17 protein-coding genes are annotated in these 24846 nt (G+C 44.3%); 6 read left to right on the top strand and 11 right to left on the bottom strand.

The genetic code is table 11. From position 1 onward, the window contains the following. Window positions 1-138 precede the first annotated feature (138 nt). The 6 genes from istB to AC1DUD_RS16525 form a co-directional block, all read right to left on the bottom strand. Complete coding sequence (gene istB / locus AC1DUD_RS16550; protein ID WP_252790399.1) at window positions 139-885, bottom strand: IS21-like element helper ATPase IstB; 747 nt, start codon at window positions 883-885, stop codon at window positions 139-141. A gap of 20 nt (window positions 886-905) precedes the next feature. Continuing rightward, window positions 906-2198 carry an IS21 family transposase gene (gene istA, locus AC1DUD_RS16545; RefSeq protein ID WP_477376250.1) on the bottom strand — a complete coding sequence of 431 codons (1293 nt, stop codon included), beginning with the start codon at window positions 2196-2198 and terminating at the stop codon, window positions 906-908. A 1238-nt stretch (window positions 2199-3436) separates the two neighbouring features. Beyond that, window positions 3437-4027, bottom strand: coding sequence for a crossover junction endodeoxyribonuclease RuvC (gene ruvC / locus AC1DUD_RS16540; protein ID WP_477376248.1), 591 nt, complete (start codon window positions 4025-4027; stop codon window positions 3437-3439). A gap of 18 nt (window positions 4028-4045) precedes the next feature. Then, the gene (gene aat / locus AC1DUD_RS16535) at window positions 4046-4684 is read right to left on the bottom strand and encodes a leucyl/phenylalanyl-tRNA--protein transferase (RefSeq protein WP_477376246.1); all 639 of its coding nucleotides are present in this window, start codon (window positions 4682-4684) and stop codon (window positions 4046-4048) included. An 11-nt stretch (window positions 4685-4695) separates the two neighbouring features. After that, window positions 4696-6630 (bottom strand): DUF3857 domain-containing protein, encoded by a 1935-nt coding sequence (locus tag AC1DUD_RS16530; protein ID WP_477376244.1) that lies wholly within the window; start codon window positions 6628-6630, stop codon window positions 4696-4698. Between the two features lie 8 nt (window positions 6631-6638). Then, window positions 6639-8618, bottom strand: a complete 1980-nt coding sequence (locus tag AC1DUD_RS16525; RefSeq protein ID WP_477376241.1) for a DUF3857 domain-containing protein — start codon at window positions 8616-8618, stop codon at window positions 6639-6641. Between the two features lie 204 nt (window positions 8619-8822). Here AC1DUD_RS16525 and hflX point away from each other — a divergent pair, with 204 nt between their 5' ends. Next, window positions 8823-10007, top strand: coding sequence for a GTPase HflX (gene hflX, locus AC1DUD_RS16520; RefSeq protein ID WP_477376239.1), 1185 nt, complete (start codon window positions 8823-8825; stop codon window positions 10005-10007). A 92-nt stretch (window positions 10008-10099) separates the two neighbouring features. Here hflX and AC1DUD_RS16515 read toward each other — a convergent pair whose 3' ends face one another. Both AC1DUD_RS16515 and mqnB read right to left on the bottom strand, forming a co-directional pair. Continuing rightward, entirely contained in the window at window positions 10100-10969 is an 870-nt protein-coding gene (locus AC1DUD_RS16515) for a menaquinone biosynthesis family protein (RefSeq protein ID WP_477376237.1), read from the bottom strand. A 12-nt stretch (window positions 10970-10981) separates the two neighbouring features. Continuing rightward, window positions 10982-11602: a futalosine hydrolase gene (gene mqnB, locus AC1DUD_RS16510; protein WP_477376235.1), complete on the bottom strand. Its 621-nt coding sequence runs from the start codon at window positions 11600-11602 to the stop codon at window positions 10982-10984. Between the two features lie 76 nt (window positions 11603-11678). Between mqnB and AC1DUD_RS16505 the strand changes: the two genes are divergently transcribed. From AC1DUD_RS16505 to AC1DUD_RS16490, 4 genes are all read left to right on the top strand, one after another. Beyond that, window positions 11679-12095 (top strand): 6-pyruvoyl trahydropterin synthase family protein, encoded by a 417-nt coding sequence (locus tag AC1DUD_RS16505; RefSeq protein WP_090534603.1) that lies wholly within the window; start codon window positions 11679-11681, stop codon window positions 12093-12095. 9 nt (window positions 12096-12104) lie between these two features. Next, window positions 12105-12746, top strand: coding sequence for a GTP cyclohydrolase I FolE (gene folE / locus AC1DUD_RS16500; RefSeq protein WP_477376233.1), 642 nt, complete (start codon window positions 12105-12107; stop codon window positions 12744-12746). Window positions 12747-12898: 152 nt separating this feature from the next. Then, the gene (gene fabD, locus AC1DUD_RS16495) at window positions 12899-13786 is read left to right on the top strand and encodes an ACP S-malonyltransferase (protein WP_477376231.1); all 888 of its coding nucleotides are present in this window, start codon (window positions 12899-12901) and stop codon (window positions 13784-13786) included. 83 nt (window positions 13787-13869) lie between these two features. Further along, entirely contained in the window at window positions 13870-17604 is a 3735-nt protein-coding gene (locus AC1DUD_RS16490) for a sensor histidine kinase (RefSeq protein WP_477376229.1), read from the top strand. A 41-nt stretch (window positions 17605-17645) separates the two neighbouring features. Here AC1DUD_RS16490 and AC1DUD_RS16485 read toward each other — a convergent pair whose 3' ends face one another. From AC1DUD_RS16485 to AC1DUD_RS16475, 3 genes are read right to left on the bottom strand one after another with little or no spacing between them, the layout of a single operon-like run. Continuing rightward, a complete protein-coding gene (locus AC1DUD_RS16485; protein WP_477376227.1) occupies window positions 17646-19043 on the bottom strand; it encodes a ComEC/Rec2 family competence protein in 1398 nt (465 codons plus the stop codon). Between the two features lie 11 nt (window positions 19044-19054). Further along, a complete protein-coding gene (locus AC1DUD_RS16480; protein WP_477376225.1) occupies window positions 19055-21031 on the bottom strand; it encodes a hypothetical protein in 1977 nt (658 codons plus the stop codon). 33 nt (window positions 21032-21064) lie between these two features. After that, complete coding sequence (locus AC1DUD_RS16475) at window positions 21065-22867, bottom strand: patatin-like phospholipase family protein (protein ID WP_477376223.1); 1803 nt, start codon at window positions 22865-22867, stop codon at window positions 21065-21067. Between the two features lie 334 nt (window positions 22868-23201). Here AC1DUD_RS16475 and AC1DUD_RS16470 point away from each other — a divergent pair, with 334 nt between their 5' ends. Next, a complete protein-coding gene (locus AC1DUD_RS16470; protein ID WP_477376221.1) occupies window positions 23202-24722 on the top strand; it encodes a glycoside hydrolase family 32 protein in 1521 nt (506 codons plus the stop codon). The last annotated feature ends 124 nt before the right edge of the window (window positions 24723-24846 follow it).

Raw genomic sequence — 24846 nt, 5'->3', positions numbered from 1 at the left:
TGGATATACCAATGATATTGACCCCTCTTCGCCAATCTAAAGTGACCCCTCTGAGTTAGGGTTTGAAAGAGAGTAAAGTTGTTGTACAGATAGGCTCTTTGGAGCGGATGTTTTTGTCCGGTTTAACAACTATTATTTTTACAAAAATACATTTTCTGATTTAGAGTTTCTTCTCCTTAGTGATTCGCCATATAATTCGACCCTTAAAGAGTGGTGAACAATGCGGTCAAGGATCGCATCAGCGATGGTTTTCTCACCAATAATATCATACCATTCCTTCACCGGTATCTGCGAAGTGACCACCGTAGAGCGCTTTTGGTGCCGGTCTTCAATGATATCCAGTAAAGAGGCCCTGCTCTGCGCATCAAAAGGCTGTAGCCCGAAGTCGTCCAATATCAGCAGATCGGCCCGTTCTATTCTTTTCAGTTCGGCCAGGATGGTACCCTTTGCTTTGGCCAGCTTCAGCTGGCCCATAAGCTTAGCGGTATTAACGTACAAGACCTTGTAACCATTCTGACAGGCCTGGTAACCAAGCGCTGTTGCCAGATAGCTTTTACCGGTACCCGTAGAACCTGTAATGAACAGGTCCTTATGCTCCTTAACAAAGTCCAGGGCGGCAAGCCTGTGGACCTGATTCTTTTCCAGGCCACGGTCAATAGCATAGTCGATCTGTTCAAGCGAGGCTTTATATCTAAAGCCTGCGCCCCTGATGGCCCGTTCTACGTAACGGTTGCGCCTGTCATCCCATTCGCTGGCGACCAGCAAGGCGATGAATTGATCTGCTGTAAGCGATTCTTTTACTGAAGTCTCCAGATTGGTTTTAAAGGCATCATACATGCCATAAAGGCGAAGCTGACGCATCTTGTCTAATGTTTCATTATTCATTTATTCTATGTTTTATGGGTTTACTGGTAATATTCTTTGCCTCTGATATTGTTATGGGCGGGGATAGATACGGGCTCGTCTTCGTGTTGTAATTGGTCCAGGCGTTTCTTGAGGATCTCTTCGATAACCGGATAGTTATACTGGCCGAGGTTGTCGGCCCAGCGACAGGCATCGGCCAATCTTCCGGCACCGACACGCCGTGCGAAGCTTAAGATACCTGAACATGACTTGTAGGCTTGCTCCGGGTAAACCTTATGTTCGAGTACTTTGGTGATATAGCGGGCCACATCATCATGGATAGCTTCTGCCTGCTGGATAAACTTTTCAGGTGACCATTCAGTAAGGTACCGGTGCTGTGAGGCCAGGTGGTTCTCATCTGTGGTGTAACGGTATTTGATCCGGTTACGGCGGTGAGAAGCGATCAGGGTATATTGGTAATAGATCTTTACCGCAATAGAAGTATATAAGACCTTTACTTTCTTGCCGATGTAGTTGTAAGGCACACTGTAGTAGTGGATATCTTCTCCTAAACGAACGTAGCCGTTCTTCATCACGGTAACCATGACCTGTTTATTGACCTCGTAACGCAATGGGTTGAGCTGGCCCAGCGCTTCGCGCTCAACCTCTTCGAACTGTTCCCTACGGGAGTAGGTCCGCCCGGAGAAAGGTTTATTGTTATGGATCTCCAAAGCGGGGCGTATTGCAGAGTTCAGCGATTCCAGATCACCGAACTTCCGGCCTTCCAGCCGGGTGTAGATGCTGCGGTAGATCAGTTTGACCGCTCCTTCCACCAAAGACTTGTCACGCGGCTTATAAACACGTGCAGGAACAACGGTAACCGAGTAATGCTCTGCAAAAGAAGCGAACTCATCATTCAGGATAGCTTCGTACTTACTTCCCCTGGTTACTGCGGAACGAAGGTTATCCGGGACTATGGCGCCAGGAACACCGCCGAAGTAATGCAGCGCATTCTCGCAGGCCTTGATCAGGTCTTCCTTTCGCTGACTTTCTACTGCTTCCACATACGTAAGCTGGCTGCAGCCTAAAATGGCAACAAATACCTCCACCTCATGAGCTGTGTCATCCTGCGATGTGGTCAGCTGTAACTTACTTCCCGTGAAGTCGATATACATCTTATCACCTGCCTTGTGGTCGATATGCATAACGGGCCGTGAAAGCTGAAGGTAAGTATGTACCGCGTTATTGAACCGTGAACGGCCATAGCCATCAGGGTACTTTTCTATATACTCCGCATGCAGCATCTCACGGGTTACACCCTTCTTTTTGAGCCGTTTGCTTATCTCAGGAAGCATACTCTCCAATACTTGCATCGATCTGTCGTAATCTATTCATCTTGATCGGTTTATTGGACATGTATTCGCTGGTTTTGTTTATCTAAAAAGCTAAACAAAAACCTTGTCCACAGAAACCTATCAATACATTACTTTAATCTCTTTTGAGGGGTCACTTTCGTCTGGCGAAGAGGGGTCACTTTGCTTTGGCGAACGTGGTCACTTTCAACTGGCAAAGGGGACCTTTTTGATCTGGCCGGATAGGGTCATTTTGGTGTGTTTTATCCAGCTACACCGAACCTTACGATCACTTCGCCGAATGTGCGGAATACTGGGCGCGCGCAGATCGTGTTGTTCCTGGCCGGGCTGGTGCTGAGTATGGTATTTGGCTTGGTGCAGCTGTTCTGGGGGAAGAAGGCGGACAAAGAGAAGACGATCATTATCCTGCAGCAGGCTCCGCCGGTGGCGGGCAGGGTCATACAACCGGATACACTTTACCCGGTGAAACCGCACAAGCCAGGGAAGTGTACACTCAATCGCAAACCCTGAATTACCCGACCTTGCATATGTGTGCTGTTTAAGGAACTGCCATCTATTAGCAAAGGATAAAAATTCGCTGACCGCCATCTCTCGTCGAAGTTTAGCGTCAGCGTAATTTCGACCTAAAACACGGCAAGCATCCTGCTTGTGTGTCTGCATACAATGAGATAAAGCGAGGACGCTTGCGGCAGCAGGGCAGCAAGTGAATTGGATTCTTCGTTGTTGCTTTATAGCAAGTTAAAACGGGTAATGCTGAGCTCGTCGAAGCATAGCGGGTTGGGCCTCTGCGCGCGACCCTTCGACAGGCTGCCATTGACACATCGTTTAAGCTATTGATTATTAGGCAATTTTAAATACTCGTTGGCGTATTAATCTCTCGCAAAGGCGCTAAGACGCAAAGGTTTTTCTTAGCGCCTTCGCGGCTTTGCGAGCTTATAAATTGCAGGTATTCGTCAGCGACCCATTAGTTGTCATCTGCAATGCGATTATTTGTGCGCAAATAAAACTTACTCAGGGTGACAGCCCTCTTTACGTTTAGCGTGGCGTAAAATATTCAAAACATAACGGCGTCATTGCGAGGTACGAAGCAACCCCCGATTAGCAGGTCCGCCCTGTATAGTTTGGGATTATTAATAATTATAATTTGATTTTTATAGGTATTAATGAGCTCCCTGCGTTCGGTTGTCTTCGTACCTCGCAATGACGCTTCTTTTATTATCTCACTTCACAATCCGCTTGGCATTATCCTTTACAAAAGTATCCCAACCCGAATATACTTTTTTAGACCCCGATTTTCCCGGGCCCGAACCGGTAGGGATCCGTTGAAACGAATGGCAAACGGCCACCGCCAAACCATCGGTAGCATCCAGAAAATCGGGGGTTTCTTTAAACTTTAACAAGCTTTGCAGCATGGCGGCCACCTGCTCTTTGGTGGCGTTACCGTTACCGGTTATGGATTGTTTTATTTTACGGGGGGCGTATTCGGTGATCTCGATGTTGCGTGATAATGCTGCTGCTATCGCCATGCCCTGTGCGCGGCCAAGTTTTAGCATTACCTGTATGTTTTTTCCGTAAAATGGCGCTTCAATGGCCAGGCAATCTGGATTATAATTATCAATAAGAGCTACCGTTTTTTCGAAGATGCGCTGTAGCTTGAGCATATGATCGTCGGTAGTGGGCATTTTAACTACCCCCATAGCCAGCAGTTCAATTTTAGGGCCGATTTCTTTGAGCAATCCATAACCCATAACGGCTGTGCCGGGGTCGATACCTAAAATGATCCTTTCCTTTAAATTTACCACCTGCTGCATAGGCTCAAAGGTAATTAATCAAACTAAATTATTTAGCAAAACATCCATGTATTGTTCCCGGGATATCATCCTGGCTCCCATCGATTCAAGATGATCTGTATGCACCTGGCAGTCAATCAATTTATAAAGGCCTGTGTTGCACAGATAGATGAGCGCGGTTTTTGAAGCATTGCTAATGCGGCTAAACATACTTTCGCCACAAAAAACATCACCTACGTGCACACCATAAAGGCCACCTACCAGCTTGTCATCCTGCCATACCTCAACAGAGTGGGCATAACCTTTCCGATGCAGACGGTTATAAGCGGCAATCATATCCGGCACTATCCAGGTGCCGTCCTGCCCCTCGCGCGGAGCAATTGAACAGGCTGTTATGACATCGTTAAAACAGGTATCTACCGTGACGCTCAACTTGCCGGAGCGTAATACCTGCCTCATGGATTTGGAAATCTTCAACTCATCCGGGTATAAAACAAAGCGCTCATGGGGCGAATACCACAGGATCGGCGTATCATCGCTATACCATGGAAAAATGCCGTTTTGATAAGCCAGCAACAAGCGCTCAGTGCTCAGGTCGCCGCCAACAGCCAAAAGCCCGTCTGGTTCGGCCAGATCGGGCTTTGGAAATATTAAATGTTCGTCGAGCCTGAATATCATCAGGCACAAATTTATGCTTTACGGCGGATCACCAGCTTTTTATTTTGGGCTTTGGCTATCGCATCCAGATAAACCTGCAATTCGGTGTATTTGGCGGCGGGAATCACATGGTTTTTTAAGTTGAATTTGGTTGTACTTACCACCTGGTTTTTGGCAGCATCATAAACATACTTAACATCATAAGTGCCGTAAGTAAATTTAAGGCTTTGATCGGTCGGCAGTGCGTCAATTTCAAAGCCTGTGGGCAGATCGATAGTGGTAACGCATGTTTTTAACATGGGGATCTCAAAGAAGAAATCACCTTTTCGTTTTTCAAGGATTGGCACGGTGGTTTTCCACAGATCAAAAACACGGGGCTTGTAAAACTGCTTGTTGCCTGCTGATACATCGCAAAATTTATCGTACTCCAGTTCAATGTCCAGTTCTTTTGTGCCGTCCTTATCCGTTGAAGGCTTAAACTCAAAAAGAGATGGCTGCTTCATATTCAGCATCTTGATCAGTACTTGTTTTTGCTCGTCGGTTTTTAAAGCGGCTATGCCCAGGTAATCATCGCGGTATTCGCCGGTGCTTAAAATTTTAAGTGTTGCTTTTGCGCCTCCATTCGCGTCAAGTATTACGTGCGCCTCGCTGTTAAATTGATTGTCAACATCTGTACTTCGCGGGGTTTTAACCAGTTTGCCCCCATCTTCAGTAACCAGCAGGGCGTACCTGTTTTCGGTAAATGGGCCAAGCTTACCAAAGGGCTTTTGCATATTGGTACACTCAAGCCAGGTAGTATCGCTTTTAAAAGGCACGCATAAAATGATGTGATTGAACGGATCGCATGGAAATGCAGGGTCGGCAGGCTCTTCGTTTGAGCCTGCGTTTATTATGGCATAATGCGATGGTATATCAGCTGCTTTTAATAAGGCATACATATAGTTTGATAAAGCCTTACAATCGCCATACTTTTTCTGGTCAACAAACGTAGCCGGAAATGGCTTTAAACCTCCAATACCAAGCTGGATACTTACATAGCGCATGTTTTGCTGCATGTATTGGTATAAAAACTTCGTTTTTTCTTTGTCAGTTTTAAAGTCGGCGGTCAGTTTTTTTACCTCGGCTATCCGCTCCGGACTAAGTGTGCATACATCTGCATTAAGAGCCTGCAGCCATTTACCAAAATTTTGCCAGGTGCTGATATCGCCGGGAATACCACCGTACTGGAATGAGTTTGCTGCAAACATGATCCGCGGCATAACCTGCCATGCTTCGGCATCGTCTTCGAGTTTTACAGCTTTTATGTTTTTTACATGCCAGGTGTACTTTTCAAATTCGCCGGCAGGTGTTTTTTCGGGCTTGATGGTGGTATTCTTATTTATATACCTGAAACCGACCGAAGGATTGACCAGAACAGTATACTCCGCATTCTGGACTGCCCGCTCCGACCGTTGGATCTCCCATTCGCCAAGATCAAGAAAGCTGTTCATATCCTCCTCAAAAATCACTTCGATAGTAGTTGGATATGCAGATATCGGATGCTCCATGACCAGCATCCGGTCGTCGGTTACAATAGAGATCCCATCAGTCGCAGCATGGTCATAAAAATCACTCTTGTGGTATTTTTTTATCATCGTTCCACCAGCGTTGTAAACCAGCATTTGCACATCATCAACACTACTGAATTTTTTATCGTAACCCAGGCCAAGTTGTGCAGCGGCATCGCCTTTTTCATTTAAAACGGTGATGATAGCGTGATGCTTCATGATCATTTTACCGGCCGCTTTTACCGTAACCTCGTCTGATGAATACCGCACAACCGAATTTGCTTCCTCTTTCAATGAATCGGGAATGGTTGACGCTATATAAAATTCTTTCGGGATGTTTTTATCCTGTCCGTAACTCTTGGTTGATAAAATGAGTATGCCTGCAACAGTTAGCAGTCTATAAAAGTATGTAGTGCTCATGTTGGTGATCAGGATTTTTTTAGTACTATTTGCTCGGTAAGCATATCCTGCATCTGTTTATAAAACTCTCTTAGCTCAGGATAACTGTCCTTTTCGTACAAAGCTTTTTCATATGAAATAACATACCTTACTATGATCGTTCCGTCCTGCTCGGCAATAAAACGTTTAAGGCTTATGCTTTGATCGGGCATAACCATACGGATGCTTTTGGGCAGGGCATCAATCTTATAACCCGCCGGAATTTTGTAGGTTCCGTTTATTTCATACCTGTTACGATGCCCGAAGTCAATATCAGTAGCGCGTTTTTCGCTTAGAAACGGGTTGGTGCGGATAGGTGTAAAAAGGTTGGGGTTAAAATAGATATATGTTCCGTCGGAGCCGGTGAGTTCCAAATCAAATGCAATGTTTTGCACCAGGGGCAGGGTATCGGCCTCCATATCCTTCATTTTTAATGATGATATTTTAAGGTTATTGTCGTTAGCCTTTATGTAGTCGATATATTTTTTTTCACCATCAGTTTTATAACGTTCAACGCTGTTTATTTTGTGATAGCTAAAGCTGCTGATATCGGCGGTTCCTGTCATTTTGCTATCGGCCTTAATGTCGGCATTGATCATAACCACCTGCCTGGCCGGGGTTTCTTTTGTGATAAAAAGCATATCATAAGCATTGGCCTGCTTGTCAATATACAATCCCGATGAATTTAGCAGCATGTCGGGTGTTTCGTTATACAAATTGTATTTGTTTGTAGCATCAAGGATATATTCTTTTGTGCTATCAACAGGAATGTAAACCACTGCCCGGTTAAACTGCGAAAGCGAGGTATTGAAGCGGTTCACTTTTCCATGTTCACGCGTGCTCACGATCATCGGATAGATTTCCTTAATGCCCGATTGCTTAAGCAGATGGTATAAAATGATATTAACCTCGGCCGAGTTGCCGGTTTTCTTTTCCCAGGCCCGGTAAGTACCATCATTGGTGTACCAGCGGTCAACGCCATCCCATTTCATAAGGGTTTTTACCTGGTTAAAAACGTAAGCTATTTTTTCATCATCAGACTTAAAGGTTTTAGCTTTGGCGATAATGGGTTCTTCGTCTTTTAATTTACGTTTTAACTGGCCGCCAAAATCTTCATCGTCAGCAATAATGCCGCCCACTTTAGCCCAGGTATCTGAATATGACTTGTAAAAGCCATAGCTTGATTTTACCGAAGTGAGGTTGAACTGCAACGACATAATATTATCAGTATATGAGCGCATGTAAGGCTCATCATGCAGTGACGGGATATTTTCCATTACCCTGAAATCTTTTTCATCATTATAAGATAATGGATTTGTACCCGGCATGGTGCGGGCGTCTGATTTATGGGTTTCCTTTGAATAAGGCATCCAGACATGGTTTACCGTGCGGAAATATAACAGATCAGGAATAGAGGTATCCAGCTCGCTGTACTTTACCGGTATTTTTTGCTGAAAATCCCAGGATGGGAAATTGCTTATCGAAACAGTATGATATTTATACTTGTATTCAATTACCGAGCCTGCTTTAACGTTTGGCATTGAAAATACAATGGCATTGCGCACCTTGTCAATGGTTTGGGTATAGATAAGCTTTTTATCCAGCTTGGTTATTTCTGGTTTCCCGTTAACAAGGTTAATGGTTTCGGCTTGTACATCGGTGATATACTCCAGCCGGTTGCCGCCGTAATATTCAATGCGGATGTTTGCTTCATCTTTGCCGTTGTCGTTAAAGATCTTGATGCGCTTGTGGTACTCGCCGCTAATGTCAAATGAGCTATCGTAATAAACATCGCCTTTGTTAAAAAGGACTTCGGCATTGGCATCAGGCTCAAAATCGCATTTGGCCATTTCAGGGTCGGCAATTTCAATTTTGCCAAAAGGTAAAACTTTAGAGGGGGGTTCGGTTTTTTGGGCGTTAGCAGGTAACGCAAATAGGGCTGCTCCAAGCAGCAGTAAGAGCCTGTTCATTGTGATGAGGTTTAATCAAATCAAAAATAACAATTAACATAATATTTAAAAGCAAATTTTTTTAGCCATTTTATTTTTTTACTAAAAATGTAATCTATGTCATTAATTAACCTGCACCATGTTATTTTGACATTAAAATTTTATTTCACAGCCCCGTTTACGTACATTTATTTAATTGGCATTTGGATTGATATATTGTAATTAATGAAGCAAAAATTTTATGATACTGCTGTGAAGCAGGAAAAAGCTGTACTTGTTGGTGTAATAACACCAAACGAATCTGAAGAAATGGAGAAGGAACACCTGGAAGAACTGGAGTTTTTAGCCAGTACTGCAGGAGCGCTAACGGTGACTCATTTTACACAAAAACTACAGCGCCCGGACAGGGCAACCTTTGTAGGTTCAGGTAAACTGGAAGAAATTAAAGCCTACGTTATAGAAGAAGAAATTGACATAGTTATTTTTGATGATGGCCTTTCGCCATCGCAATTACGTAATATAGAGAATGAACTGCAGGTAAAGATCCTGGATCGGAATAACCTTATCCTGGATATTTTTGCCAGTCGTGCCCAAACAGCCCAGGCCAAAACGCAGGTTGAACTGGCGCAATTACAATACCTGCTGCCCCGCCTTACCCGCCTCTGGACCCACCTGGAGCGCCAGAAGGGTGGTATTGGTATGCGCGGACCGGGTGAATCGCAAATTGAAACTGACCGTCGTTTAATCCTGAATAAAATATCCTTATTAAAGGAAAGGCTTAAGCAAATAGACAAACAGAACGAAACCCAGCGCAAGAACCGTCATCAAATGGTACGTACAGCGTTAGTGGGTTATACCAACGTAGGCAAGTCAACTATCATGAACATGATCTCCAAATCGGAGGTGTTTGCCGAGAATAAGCTGTTTGCTACGCTTGATACTACAGTAAGGAAAGTGGTGATTGAGAATTTACCCTTCCTGATGTCGGATACGGTAGGGTTTATCCGTAAGCTGCCCCTCAATCTGGTTGAGAGCTTTAAATCAACGCTTGATGAAACCCGCGAGGCAGATATCCTTATCCACGTGGTTGATATTTCCCACCCTAACTTTGAAGACCAGATTCGTACCGTTAACGAAACCCTAAAAGATATCGGCGCTATTGATAAACGCATCATTACGGTATTTAACAAAATAGATGCGTTTAAACCCGAAGACCATCAGGTTGCACAGCAGGAAGAACCACTAACACTGGAAGACTTTAAACAAAGCTGGATGGCTAAGAACAATGCACCAGCCATATTTATTTCGGCAACGAAAAAAGAAAATGTTGATGAGTTCAGGGCTTTGTTATATGACGAAGTGAAAGCAATACATACGGAGAGGTATCCGTATGATCAGTTGTTGTATTGATAGCCTGCTTTTAAAAGGAACTACAATATAAAAGCCGTCATTGCGAGGTACCTCGCAATGACGGCTTTTATAATTAAAAATGTCAGCCTTTTTTAGGCAGTCAAAAATATCCCATCGTTTATCTCCGGTATAATACCTTTCTCTAAAGCAGTATCAAACACCAGGTTAATCGCTTTCCTGCCTTCTTCGCCCAACTCAACCGAGTATTGGTTTACATAAAGTTCAATGTGTTTGTACATCACTTCCTCGCTCATTTCCTGGGCATGCTGTTTAATAAATTCCAAGCCCGATTTGGGATTGGCAAAAGCAAACTCAACCGATTTGCGCAGCACCCGGTTTATTTTATGCTGAACATCCAACGGTAAATTTCGGTTAGCAACAATGCCGCCCAGCGGAATGGCACAGCCGGTACGTTTTTCCCAGTAGTCGCCAAGATCGATGATTTTTTTTAGGCCTTTATCCTGGTAGGTGAAACGGTTTTCATGAATGATCAGGCCAACATCTATGCGGCTATCAAGCAAAGCATCTTCTATCTCAGAAAAAACCAGTTCCTGTTTATTGGTAGCTTCAGGAAATGCAAGGCCTAACAAGAAGTTAGCTGTAGTATATTTGCCCGGGATACCAATCAATGGGTTTCGGCTCCCTGATTTTGGATCATTGATCAGGTTTTTCTCCAGATCCGAAGTAGAAATTTCCAAATCCGAAATCAACAATGGTCCTACGCCAAAGCCCAGCGCACTCCCCGAGTCAAGCAGTACATATTTATCAGTCACGTAAGCAAAAGCGTGGTAGCTTAACTTGGTAATATCCAACTCGCCGCGGAAGGCTTTTTGGTTAAGCGTTTCCACATCATCATAAAACACCTCAAACTCCAGTCCTTCGGTGTCAATTTTATGGTGAATTAGGGCATCAAAAATAAAAGTATCGTTAGGGCAGGGTGAAAATCCGAGCGTTAGTTTCATACGGGTAGTAGATTAACTGTTAATGATCTGGCTCACCAGGTCGATGGCAAATGTATTCAGATTTTTAATGGCCAGCCCAATGTTCCAGGCTTCGCGATTGCGTTTTTCAACATAATTTGACACTGCCCTGATTTGCATGCCGCGTACATTCATCTGCCGGCAGGCGTAAAAAAAAGCCGCACCTTCCATGCTTTCCAGTTGCGGGTTTAACCGTTGCTGTACTTTTTGGATGGATGGTTCGTGCCCATGTACCGTATTAACAGTTATGGCCTTTGCCTTTTTTAGAAAAAAGTTTGGATAAACCTGCTCAAGCGATGTTGTAGGCGTAAAAAAACTTTCTCCAAAACCAAGGGTATCGATAGGAATAAAGGTTTCATCATCCTGCGCACCAAGTTCGGCAAAGGTATCTTGGGTAATTTCCAATACATCGCCTAAATGGAAAGTGCGGTCGAAACTGCCTGCTATGCCCAAATTAAGCACGAGGTCGTAAGTATGGCTGCTGAGTTGCCGGGCCAAGCCAAAGGCTGTTGGCACCATGCCTGCGCCGGTTATCAGCACATCAACCTTGCTGCCAAAGGCATTAACCAGTGGTTCAACCTCAAATTTGGTAGCTGCAACAATGAGTATAAGCATATTGCATTATTTTGACGGCTAATATAAAACAACTCACCTGTTTTTGTTTTGTATATTTGCACCCACTTTTGTTATGATGATACATATAACGCGCAAGGAACATTTTAATGCCGCTCACCGGATGTACCGTGAGGAATGGAGCGCTGAAAAAAACTTTGAGGTGTTTGGCAAATGCGCAAACCCCAACTGGCATGGTCACAATTACAACCTGTTTGTAACTGTAAAGGGCGAGGTCACGCACGCCACAGGTTATCTTATCGACTTAAAAGAGCTGAAGATAATTATCAACGAATATGTTATTGAAAAGCTTGATCATAAAAACATCAATAAAGATGTTGATTTTATGGCTGGCAAAATGGCATCGACCGAGTTACTCTGCATTGAGATCTTTAACCAATTAAAAGGACCTATTGAAGCTTACGAGGGTGTGTTTTTACATTCGGTTAAGCTGTACGAAACCGAAAATAATTCTGCCGAGTATTTTGGCGGTTAATTTTATAAGATGAGCGATTCACAATTTAGCCAGGATACCGACGATGACGACTTCGGCGGATACATCAAAATAGACCGTTACAACCAGGAACGCATTGATAGTTTAAAGGATAACTATCAAAACGTATTAAAGCAAATAGGCGAAGATGCAGAGCGCGAAGGTTTGTTAAAAACCCCTGAGCGTGTAGCTAAAGCTATGCTTTACTTAACCCACGGTTACGAGCTTAACGCCGAAGAGATCCTGAACTCGGCCAAGTTTAAGGAGGATTACAGCCAGATGGTGGTAGTGAAAGACATTGAGGTTTATTCGATGTGCGAACACCATATGCTGCCATTTTTTGGCAAGGCACATGTGGCTTACATTCCCAACGGGCACGTGGTAGGTTTGAGCAAGATCCCCCGTGTGGTTGACGTATTTGCCCGCCGCTTACAGGTACAGGAGCGTTTAACCAACGAGATCCGCGATTGCATTCAACAAACACTGAACCCTTATGGCGTTGGTGTGGTAATAGAGTGCCGCCACCTGTGCATGAGCATGCGCGGCGTACAAAAACAGAACTCGGTAACCACCACCTCAGCCTTTACCGGCGAGTTTCTGAAAGAAAAAACGAGGACAGAGTTTTTGAATTTGATAAGCTCTAAGTTGAGTTAAGTGGTGAATGGTTGATTAAGTGAGTGGTTGATTGGGTGAATGGTTTTATCGTAATCAATTGTTCACCCCAAAAGCAACCATTCTCTACTTAACCCAATCAACCACTTACCCAAAAAGTAACCACTCACTTAATCAACCAATAAACTAAAACAATGAAAGCATATATTTTCCCGGGCCAGGGTGCCCAGTTTGTAGGTATGGGCAAGGACCTGTACGACCAGTCAGAAAAAGCACGTGAGCTGTTTGAAAAAGCTAACGAGATCTTGGGTTTCCGCATTACCGATGTAATGTTTGAAGGTACTGCCGAAGACCTGGTGCAAACCAACGTTACCCAACCGGCTATTTACTTACACTCCACTATTTTAGCTACAGTTTTGGGTGATGACTTTCAGCCTGAAATGGTTGCCGGTCATTCACTGGGCGAGTTTTCGGCCCTTGTTGCCGCAGGCGCTTTAACCTTTGAAGATGGGTTACGTTTAGTAGCTGCCCGTGCCAACGCTATGCAGAAAGCCTGTGAAATACAGCCATCAACTATGGCCGCTATCCTGGGGTTGGATGATTTTACTGTTGAGGATATTTGCGAACGCATAAGCGAAGTGGTTGTACCTGCAAACTATAACTGTCCCGGACAACTGGTGATATCAGGTTCAATCGCAGGTATTGACGAGGCTTGTATTAAAATGACCGAGGCCGGTGCTAAACGTGCGTTAAAGTTAAAGGTAGGCGGCGCGTTCCACTCGCCATTAATGGAAGCCGCAAGGGTTGAGCTGGAAGCCGCAATTGTTGCAACTGAAATTAAATCCCCGGTATGCCCAATCTATCAAAATATTGATGCCAAGCCATATACGGATCCCGAGCTGATCAAGAAAAACCTGATAGCTCAGCTCACCGGCGCTGTTAGGTGGACGCAAACGGTAATGCATATGCTTGAAGATGGCGCCACGTCATTTACCGAAGTGGGGCCGGGCAATGTACTGCAGGGGCTTGTTAAAAAGGTTGATAAAACCGTGATAACAGCAAGCGCCATATTACCGCAATAATTTTTAAAAGCCACATACAACATGTGGCTTTTATTTTTGTTATAGGCTTGTAATAAACAAAAAATCCATAGTATAGCAACATCTTGACTACCTCCGGAAAAATACGCCTATTGCTTGCCCTTTTAGGGCTTAGTTTGCTGCTTACGGCCATTATTGTTCAAAAAACATATACGCCTGTAAACAGCCTTGTGCAGTCTGCCCGGGTGCTGGAAAATAATCTTCATAACAAGGAAGCCTTTATAAATAAGCAGCTCAACGGCACCGGGCGCTTTAAAAAGATGATGAACCTGCGCAATAATGAGCAGGATGCCATTAATGCCATAGAAGATTTTACTACTCAAAACAGTATTTGGTTTATAACCCTAACCAACAATAAATTAAGCTTTTGGAGCGGTATTAAAGTATTGCCCGATAGTACGAATACCATTAAAGAGGGCTATTCGTTTATTCAGCAGCCTAACGGATATTATGAAACTTTCCGGAAAACGGAGGGCAACTTTTCGGTTATCTTTTTTATCCCGGTAAAAATCAATTATGCCTTTCAGAACAAATATCTCCAAAATAAATTCGCTAAGGATCTGCTGGATGATGATAACATTGACATAGCCGATTTTACAGACATCAATGTTTATGAAGTTCATAGCAGCGATAACGATTACCTGTTTTCGGTAAAGCTTAAAAACAATGGTACCAATAATGATTTTGTTTACTATGAACTTTCATTCTGGATCCTAACAGCTATTACGCTTTGCATCCTGATGCATAATATTTGCAGCTATGTAGCATCGAAAGGATATGTAGTGTTATCTATCATATTCCTGGCTTTATATATTGCATTGTTCAGGTTCGTTAACCTGCATTATAACCTGCCCGATTTTACTTATAAGCTCAGTATTTTCAATCCCATATTTTATGGTTCGAGCCTGGTTTATCCTTCACTGGGCGATTTTTGTATTAATATCCTGGTCATTTTTTGGTTTGTAACTTTTGTGTACAGACAACGGCGCAAATTTTTGAATGATATACAAAATAAAACAACCGGCTATATTATAGTTGTTATTTCTATTTTAACGCTTATAGTGGTGTCAACTTCATTGTTGCGCTTATTTTATGGCCTGGTTATCAACTCAAAAATCAATTTTGATGTTAATAATGTACTCAGCTTAACAGGATTTAGTATGCTGGGTGTATTAATGCTGTGCTTTAGTTTTTTGATATTTTACCTGCTTAATGAAATCATTTTAACCATATGCCTGAAGCTTAATGTACCGCGAACACACCAGTTATTCCTGTTCTTATTCGGAATTGCCATAACTACCGTTGTGTTTGCATACTATCATGAATTTACCCTGTTTTATATATTATGGAGCCTGCTGGTATTGATCAGGGCTTATAATTTTATCTACAATAAAGAACAGCTTTTTGCGACTTCGTTTTTAGGTATCGTGTTTGTTTGTGCCTTGATAGCCGCCATTAAACTTAATCATTTTGAAGACCTGAAAGAGCACGAAACCCGGAAAGCCCTGGTACAAAAGCTGGAGATCCCGGATGATGCCACCGCCGACTACATTTTTAAGAAGGTAGAAAATCAAATTATAACGGATACAGCCATAGTGCGCTATTTTACCAATGGCCTGCACAACGGCGAGTATCTTAAAACCCGTTTTCAGAAGCTTTATTTTGATGGTTATTTGTCAAAATATGAGTTTAAGGTCCATGAATTTGATGGCAATGAACAACCTACATCGGCTGATAAAAACTATTCGTTAAGTGTATTTAAAGACCTGGTACTATATAGTTCATTTAAGGTGTCAGACTATTTTTACCGCGAAAACGAATCGTTTGGATATCAGAATTACTTTGCCATATTGCCTGTAAATACCAGCAATAAGCAATTGGGCACCATTGTAATTGAGCTTAAATCAAAGCCACTGCAATTATCAGGTACTTTCCCCGAATTGCTTATCGACGGCAACATCAACCCCGAAAATGATTTTAAAGATTACTCCTACGCTTTTTACAGCGATAACAAACTGCTGAGTCAGCGTGGTACCTATGTTTATTCGCTTGATAACAGTGAATTTAAAGCCGATCTGAAAAAATACACCGAAAAAACTACTCAAAACCACAGCAATGCCTGGTATGAAAGTTTTACAACATACAACCACCTGATTTATAGGCCAAGCGAAAGGAATCTTATAGTTGTGAGCCGGGAGGAAAACTCCCTTTATTACGCGGTTACTTCCCTAACATTCTTTTTGGTAGTGATATTGATATTCAGCGCGGTTATCATCACTTTAAAATGGTCATGGGCCCGCATCAAGATATTTAACATTGCCGAAGACGGGCTGAAGATAAACTTCAGGATAAATTTTGATAAGGTATTGTACAAAACCCGCATCCAGATCTCGATGATCCTGGCCGTGGTGGTTACATTGGTGCTTGTGGGTTTTATTACCTTTTTATCCATCAGCAACCAGTACCATACCCAGCAGGAAAAAATGATCAGGGATAAGATAACCCGCATAGCATCAGCATTTGAAAATGGCCTTTTTACCCAATATGTTGAGCATATAAGCGAGGAGAGCCAGGTTCATTTTAACGAGCTGGCCAATACTTACGCAACTGACCTTACCGTGTTTGATACCAACGGCATCCCTTTGCTAACTACCCAGCCCAAAATTTATGAAAACGGCCTGGTAGCCAAACGGATGAACGCCCGTGCCTTCATCTTTTTGAGCAAATTGCAAAAAACCGAATTTGTAAACGATGAAAAAATAGGCGAGTTGAGCTACAAAGCAGCTTATGCCCCGATAACCCTTACCTCATCAAACAAAACTGTAGCCTATATTCAGCTGCCTTACTTTAGCAATGAAACGGATTACCGCGAGCGCATAAGTTCGTTGCTTAACGTAATGATTAACGTTTATGCTATTGTTTTTATAGCGATAGGTTTGTTTGCGATCATTATAGCCAGGCAGATAACGGCACCGTTAAACTTCATACAGCAAAGCCTCAGTAAAACCATCTACGGTAAAAAGAACGAGCATATTAAATGGTCGCGCGATGATGAGATCGGGGCATTGGTTAAGGAGTATAATAAGATGATCGCGGCGTTGGAAAACAGCGCCCAACGGCTTGCACAATCTGAACGTGAAAGCGCCTGGCGCGAAATGGCCAAACAGGTTGCACATGAAATTAAAAACCCGCTTACACCGCTAAAGCTGGGCCTGCAGCTGCTTGATAAATCATGGAAGGATAAAGACCCTAAGTTTGATCAGAAATTTGAACGTTTCAGCAAATCATTTGTTGAGCAGATTGAAAGCCTGTCGTCAATAGCTTCGGAGTTTTCGGCATTTGCCAAGATGCCGGATACCCGTATTGAGCCTATCAATATTTTTGACATGCTGAACCAGGCAGTTACCATTTTTAAGCAGATGGATAATGTGCAGATTGCTTATCAGCAACCCGAAGGCTCGTTCATCATTAATGCCGACCGCGACCAGCTATTGCGCTGCTTCAACAACCTTTTAAAAAATGCCATTGAAGCTACCCCTCATGACAGGAAATGCATCATAGATATCAATTACCTGCTTACCAGTAAAAATATCCTGCTTACTATTAAAGATAACGGCAATGGGATTCCTGAAGAGATGCGCGAAAAGATCTTTGAGCCAAACTTTACTACCAAAAGTTCGGGAACGGGTTTAGGCCTGGCGTTCATTAAAAACTCTATCGAAAACGCAAACGGCAAAATATGGTTTGAAACAACCATGGGCGTAGGGACTACATTTTATTTGAGTTTACCGGCTGCTTAACTGTTAATAAGCAACCGGTAAATTAATTTAAGCCGATGCTTTCAATCGTCATCCTTTACGGTCAGCTCCATCCATAGGTAAGGCTCGGCATCGTCTGGCTGGTGGATAGTGAGCCGGTCCTTCAGGTCTTCACGGGTAGCAAACGGGAAATCCAGCTGAAATTTGCTGCCATCCTGTTCTATGGTATCGGCGCGCAGCACGCGGCCTTTACTTTTACGATGATAGCCATGGAGCATTTCGGGTTTAAGCATGGCAAAGCCAAACTTGGTACTTACCTTTTCGTTTACCGGGATCATAATAATTAACTCCTTTTCATTCATTAGTTCAAGCCCCTGTTTTAAAGTGGCGTTATGGCTTGAATGGTGCCCGGCTTTGTACAGTACAGTTCGTTTTAAAAGGTCCTCGCCGGTGACGGTAGTTTTCTTAAATTTCACATCGAACCAGCTCTGCCAGTTACCAATTTGCGCATCGCCCACAAAAAGCAATACCCGTTTGGATTCAACGAGTTCAAAAGCCAAAACCAGGCTGGTATTATTGGTTAGTTTATCCATGTAAAGGGATAAACGGCCAACCTCGCTGAGCCAATCGTACTCAATCTTGCGCCAAATGTTGTCAGCGCCTTCATAAGCGGTCTTGATAGGGTTGGTGGGATTAGTATCGATAAAACGGCGGTTGAAAGGAAAATCGCTTTCCTCAAATGAAGTTGTAGTATCCAATGAATTCAATGCATCAAGCATCAGAGAACCTGACAAATCCATATTGGCAAGCTCGGCCATAGCGTTAAGGCCAATAACGGCTTCGTCCTTGCCGGGGTTCATTTTGGTGAGTTGCTTATTATCAAATGGCGGGCCAAGCACATAAACTTCAACCCCCTCGCTTATCCCCGGCATCAGGAAGGAATCACCGGGTGTAAGGAACCTCGTTTTTTTTCCGGCGATCTCCAGGAGTTTTTTGATGGCAGGCCCTCCGGTCTGTCCTTCGGCAAACAGGTCAAGTCCTTCTTTCTGCGCGAGCATTTTTTTTACCTCTGGCACATTACCGAAATTATCGAGGAGGAGCTGCTTGGTTTTCGCGCTTTTTTTCCAGTACTTTTCGGTAGTGGAGCGGATTATATTACCCTCTTTGCTGGTTTCGCTATCAAGGAAGGATAGCCAGAGCTCCCGTTCGGGGTTGTTTTCGCCCTTCAGGATATCGCCGGCGGTCAAAAATCCGCTCCAATGATCCTTATGCTGATGGGTTAGGACTATGGTCAGTTTTTTATCGCCGATGGTTTGCATGATATTTTCGGCTATCTTTCTCTCCCTTTCGGCATTGTTGCCCATATAGGAACCGAAGTCGATCAGTAAGTAAGCTTCCTCCTGTCCGGAGCTGAACCTAAGCAGGAAGCAATCTCCAAGATTGTCCTGGTTATACATACGGATATTAGCAGTAGCTGGCATGGTGAATAGGTTTAATGGATGTGTAAGGCGGCAAAGGGTTCATCATCCTGCATCAGCAGGGCATTATTATCGGCATCGCGCATATTGGCAATCGCGTAATCGAGCTGGCGGATCAGCCGGTCGGCGCTACAGACACTTTTCTTGATCACGTATTTGATCTCATAGTTAGCCATATCAATGATCAGCGAGGCACCGCCGCGGAAGGCATATTGATCATCGGGGAAATAACCCTGGTAACGGCTGCCTTTCAGGTCAACATATACTTTTTGAAGAAACATGATAACCATAGTTTTTACGCTGTTGCCTGATTCCGGGCTCGGCAAAATCTGCGGGCGGCATTTATATACCTGAAATTTATCCCGTTTGGCGGCTTGTAGTTGTTTTTGTGTTTCTACACCATGTGTATCGATATCTGTATAATTGTAAGTGATGGCCTGGAAATTCATGCCGAGCAGGCTTTCGGTTCCGGCAGGGGCGAAGCCGATCTTGTAATCGAAAAGTTTATGGACAAACCTGGACAGGTTCTGCGATTTTGTAAAAATGACGTTGCGGTTGTTCTCCCGAAGGATCCGTTCAATGCTGCTCAGCACTTCGGCGAGCTTCGGGTTCGGTCGCATTTTGTAAACCTGTTCAAAAGTTGGATCGAAGGTATACTTGATTGTTCTGATAAGCCCTTTTAATTTATCATGATCAACGAAATAGTCATTGGGATTCTTCCACCTTAGTGCTTCTACCGAGAAGGTGTTGACTTCTTCGGGAATGATACCCCAGCGGCGGAAAGACTCCATCAGGGCGAAGCGCAGGCCTTCTTCATCATCCGGGTTGTATTCCACATCGGCAGTGATCAGGGCGCGCAGGTAATCGCCAAAGGTTAGGTCTGCAGGGGGGCAGTAATCCAGTGCGCGGATGCAGATCAGCATTAATTTATTGGCAATGTCGCAGGCTTCTTTAGAAAGACGCTTCACCAGGTCGGGGTCGATTTCCCCGGATGCCAAAATGCCTGTACCGTTTGAGGCCAGGCGGAGAAGATCACTAATGCGGAATTTATAGAGCCGGGCGAAGGCGTCGAAGACGGCCGCTACCAATAAGCCGCCGCGGGTGTGAGGTTCGGTAACAGTATGAAATTTAGCGGGATCGGGATTCATGCTTACCAGGAAACTGCGCAACGCGCGACGGTTGGCGGATACAGCCTGGCCAAACTGGATAGCCAAATCGCCGAGCATGTTTTCGGGTGAAAGCATATCGCCCCGCGAACTGCGGATCTGGTCCTCTACTACTGAGCGAAAGGTAAAGCGCTGCAGCAGGGCGATAATATCGGCGAAGCCTTCATGAAAAGCCAGCATATCCAAATTAGTATCGTGGGTAAGATAAGGATGGATGCTATGCAGGATGGCATGGGTGGTTTCGTGGGCAACGATATCCGGCGAAAGGCAGGTGAAGATAGCGCCGCCTGGTACGTTATTCCCGTCCCAGTTATTGGAGGCCTGGAAATAACCAAACAGCAGGGCATTCTTTTCCGGAGAGTAGAAGGCGTTCTGCTGGCGCATGGCATGCGGGTAAATGCGAAGCCGCTGGATAAACTTGTGATCATATTCCGTCCGCGAACTGCCTTTTCCTTCAGGTTTATCAATTTTTGACCAGATGATCTTCCGGCCCAGGGCCTTTTCAAACTGGCTGATCACGCTCATGACCACTGCGTAAACCTGCTGCTGGTGAAAGCGCGGATCTCCTTCGGAAAGGGCCATGCCATGGTCGGCCAAAACAAAGGGCTCTTCCAGCGAGAGCGCGGCATAATAACACTGCTTGGTTGGATCGTAATCAATCACTTCTACATATTCTCCCCGCGGGCCAGGCTTAGTAGGCTCCCATTTGATCTTATAGATCACTTCGTTAACCTGCCGTTTGGCCAGGGTAGAGGAAAAAGAGGGATCGAAGGCATAGCCTCTTAACTTACGGAAAAAAGGCTGCGGGTAACTAAGTGAGCTCATATACTTGCAAGTTTGATTTCGGGGGCATTGGATTTACTTACTGATTACTTTGAATCGTTGGTTTTCGGCTACGGCCATCAGAGGGCTGAAGCCTGTTTCGGAAGCGCCTTCCTGGTTATAAAGCCAGAACGGGTCCTGGTTAAATTTTTTCCAGTCAGCTTCCAGGGCGGCCTTGAGCTGCGTATCAATTGTCGTCCAGGTTTCCACGGGTTCTGTAGCTATAGGGGTCGCAGCCTGCGGCCTTACCCGCTGTTGCTTAGCATAAAGATGCTTTAATAAATTATAGCAGGTTGTAAACTGGCCGGTTGCTACAATGGCTGCTTTACTGTTATCCTTTCGCTGATATTTATCGAACCATAACGTGGTAGCCATTATCCGGGCTTTTTCAGCAATACCGATAAGCGCGGCAGAAGGTGGTGTCACCTTATCAAGTTGCTGTTCGGCTGCCTCATCTGCCGGGTTACCGGTTTTTCCGGCCCCGGGTTTTTGCTTAACCAGGCTCAGGTCATAGATGGCGTTACTGACCACCAGGAAATGCGTAGCCGGGTCGGCATAGAGCTGGCTGTAATAGTGTGCCCTGATCTGTTTGAGGTAAATATCTGAGGTGATCATCAGCACCGATTTTAAGCGGGCGGTAAGCATCTGGGTCAATGCGCTCAGGCGGAGTTTTAAAAAGTATCCGGCGTAGCTTAACAACATCAGGCTCCAGGTAGAACGTTCCCTGTTGGCCTGGATGCGGGTTGTCAGGAGTTTAACCTGGATTGCCAGCCAGGCAACCAGGGCCAGTAATGAAGGGATAAAAAGCAAGTACATCTGCTGGTGCCAGCCTGTAAACAGGGACACCAGGATCATTAAAGGAAACAGCAAGCCAAGGATGAATAGCGACCATGTGATGCCGTTAACGGTTGCTTTACCTGCGAAGCTCTTCTTTTCCAGTGGCAGGGTATAGCTGTCGATAAGGTAGCTTGTTACATCGGTGATCAGCAGCAGATCAAACGGTGGCCGCCCTTTTTCCTTGCGGCGCTGACTGGCCAGCTGGATGCTGTCAATAGCCTGGTTGTCGGCAATGCCGCCGTCCATTAGGCCAAAACGTTTAGGGTTAACTTTGAATTCTTTGTCCTCAAAAATATCGTCCGGTTTTTCGTCGGTGGTAAAAGGGTTGTTCTTAAAACTTATAGCTTCGTTCAGTTCTTCTGGTTTGAGCCCGGCGTGTGTAAAATCCTCGGGGAAGACCAGTGGCTCAAAGCCGCCTGGAAAACAGGAAGAACTGGCCAGGATATCCGACAGCTTTAAACGCCAAGCCGCATCAAGATCGTTAAAGTAAATATAACCGTTGCCAACCTTGCCATTGTTGAGTGTGGGGTGCTGGGATTGGAAGCGGAAACTTAGCCCATTGGCAAATTCGGTTGAATTAACGCAGATCTCTTCAAGATGAGTTCCGCTCAGGCCATCGGTATAGAGCTTAAAATATTGATTCGGGTAAAGCAATTCATCATAGGCCATGGAAAATGCATTGATCAGGTTCCTGCTTTTATCGGGCCGGGCCTGCCAGGCAGCATCGTGGCTCAGGATCTCAAATACTCTTTTGATAACCATTTCGCCGTCGATAGCATTGAGCAGCCGGTGATAGATTACTGAAAAGGAGTCGCCCCGGCATAAGCCTGCGCTATAGGCGATATTAGTAATGCTACCGCCAGATGTCGAGCTCATGAAGGTCACGTTTCGTAAAAGAGAGTGATCTTCATATGGTGTGTTGTTTAGATAGGATAAGGCACCAAGTGAGAATGCGGCGGCACGGTATCCCCCGCCAGACATGGCTAATGCGATATTTTTCATAGACGCTGGCTTAGGTGTTTTGTGTTGTTAATTTATTGAAAGTTAATGCATTGGTCTGTCTATTCAAAAGAATAAGTTATTTATTTTTCTGAATAGATAGAGTAGATACCACGCCATCGGTAGCAGAACGGTTCTTAATTTAAGATTTATGTAATTCGATTAATTGTGAGGCATTTGAAATAAATTCTGTCTAAATATTTAAATACGGGGTTGATCAAGCAGATAGAATTATTTTAACTCAATTTCCCTGGCATTTAATTGCAGATTTGGTTTTTTAAATTTTATTCTTGCATTTTGTGGTAAACAAGAACCCGCATTTATTAAACCGAAAAACATGAACAAAATTAAATTACTATGCCTTGGGTTAATTTCGCTTACCGGCAACGCGTTTGCCCAGGAAAAAGTTGTGCCTACCCCACATTGGCGGCCAGCGTATCATTTTACGCCACCAGCCAACTGGACCAACGATCCCAACGGGCTAATATTTTTAAACGGGGAGTTCAATTTATATTATCAGCATAATCCATTTGAAAATAAATGGGGGCATATGAGTTGGGGACATGCAACCAGTAAAGACCTGGTAACCTGGAAACACCTTCCTGTTGCTATCCCGGAGATTATTACCAAAGACACCACCACCTGGATCTATTCGGGTTCGGTGGTATTGGATAAAAACAATACCAGTGGATTCGGCATAAATGGCAAGCGGCCGCTGGTAGCCATTTTTACTGCCGATCAGCCTAAACAGAAAAAAGAATCGCAGTTTATTGCCTATAGTAACGATGGCGGTTTAAGCTATAAGCAATATGCACACAACCCGGTTATCGACCTGAATATGCGGGACTTTCGTGACCCTAACGTTTTCTGGTATCAGCCAACTCAGCAATGGATTATGACCGTATCAATGGTTGACGATCATAAGGTGCGGTTTTACGGCTCAAAAAACCTAAAGGAATGGAACAAGCTAAGCGACTTTGGCCCGGCCGGCTTTACGAAAAATGGCTGGGAATGCCCGTCGTTATTGCCATTGGTAGTTGACGGTAACCCGGCAAATATCAAATGGGCACTCTTTGTTTCGTCGGGAGGTGAGCATGGGCCGCTGATTCAATATTTTGTTGGCGATTTTGACGGTACAAGCTTCAAAAGTATTAATGATAGTAATCAGGTATTAAAAGTTGATTATGGCGATGCATTTTATGCCGCGATAGCCTGGCGTGACGCTCCACAAAATAAAAAGATCCTGTTAGGCTGGCTCCAAAATGGCAGACCGGAAACCTTTCCCTGGAAAGGGCAGATGTCCATTCCTCATGACCTGTCGCTAAAAACCACAGGTGAAGGGTTGGTGCTTAATCAATTGCCTTCCATATTCGTGACCAAATCGCTGAATAAATATGCCCGGGGAAAAGTTGTAGAAAAGAAGAACATTATTATCAACGGCTCTGGACTAAAGCTGCCGGGTAAGGGAAACGCTTATTGGATTGATGCCGAGTTTAATACCAGGAATGCAAAGAAGGTAGGGTTTAACGTAGCCGAAAAAACCGGGACGGATAAAAAAGTAATTGTGGGTTACGACGTGGAAAAGCAACAGCTTTTTGTGGATTGCACAGGTTCGGAAAAAGATAATAAGTCGCCGGAAAATTTGGTACAGACGGCTCCCATGAAAGCGGTAAACGGTATTGTTAAAGTGAAGGTTTTGCTTGACCGGTCATCACTGGAAGTGTTTGGCAACGATGGCGAAAAAGTGATCTCAACCATGATCTATCCTGATAAAGATGCTACAGGTTTGGCGGTGTTTTCGGAGGGAGAGGCAGTGGTGAAGAGTTTAAAGATGTGGGATTTGAGTGGGGGGAATTAGGGGTCGGGAGGCATGAATGTTTCCGGGAACAGCGGCTGATTGCATAACTCAGCATGAAGCCCACAAGCGAGGACGCTTGCAGTAGCGATGGGAAATAGGATGATAAAGAAGCGTCATTGCTGTA

The organism is Mucilaginibacter sp. P4_A11, assembly GCF_056402535.1.
This window is presented reverse-complemented; position numbering and strand designations above follow the sequence as displayed.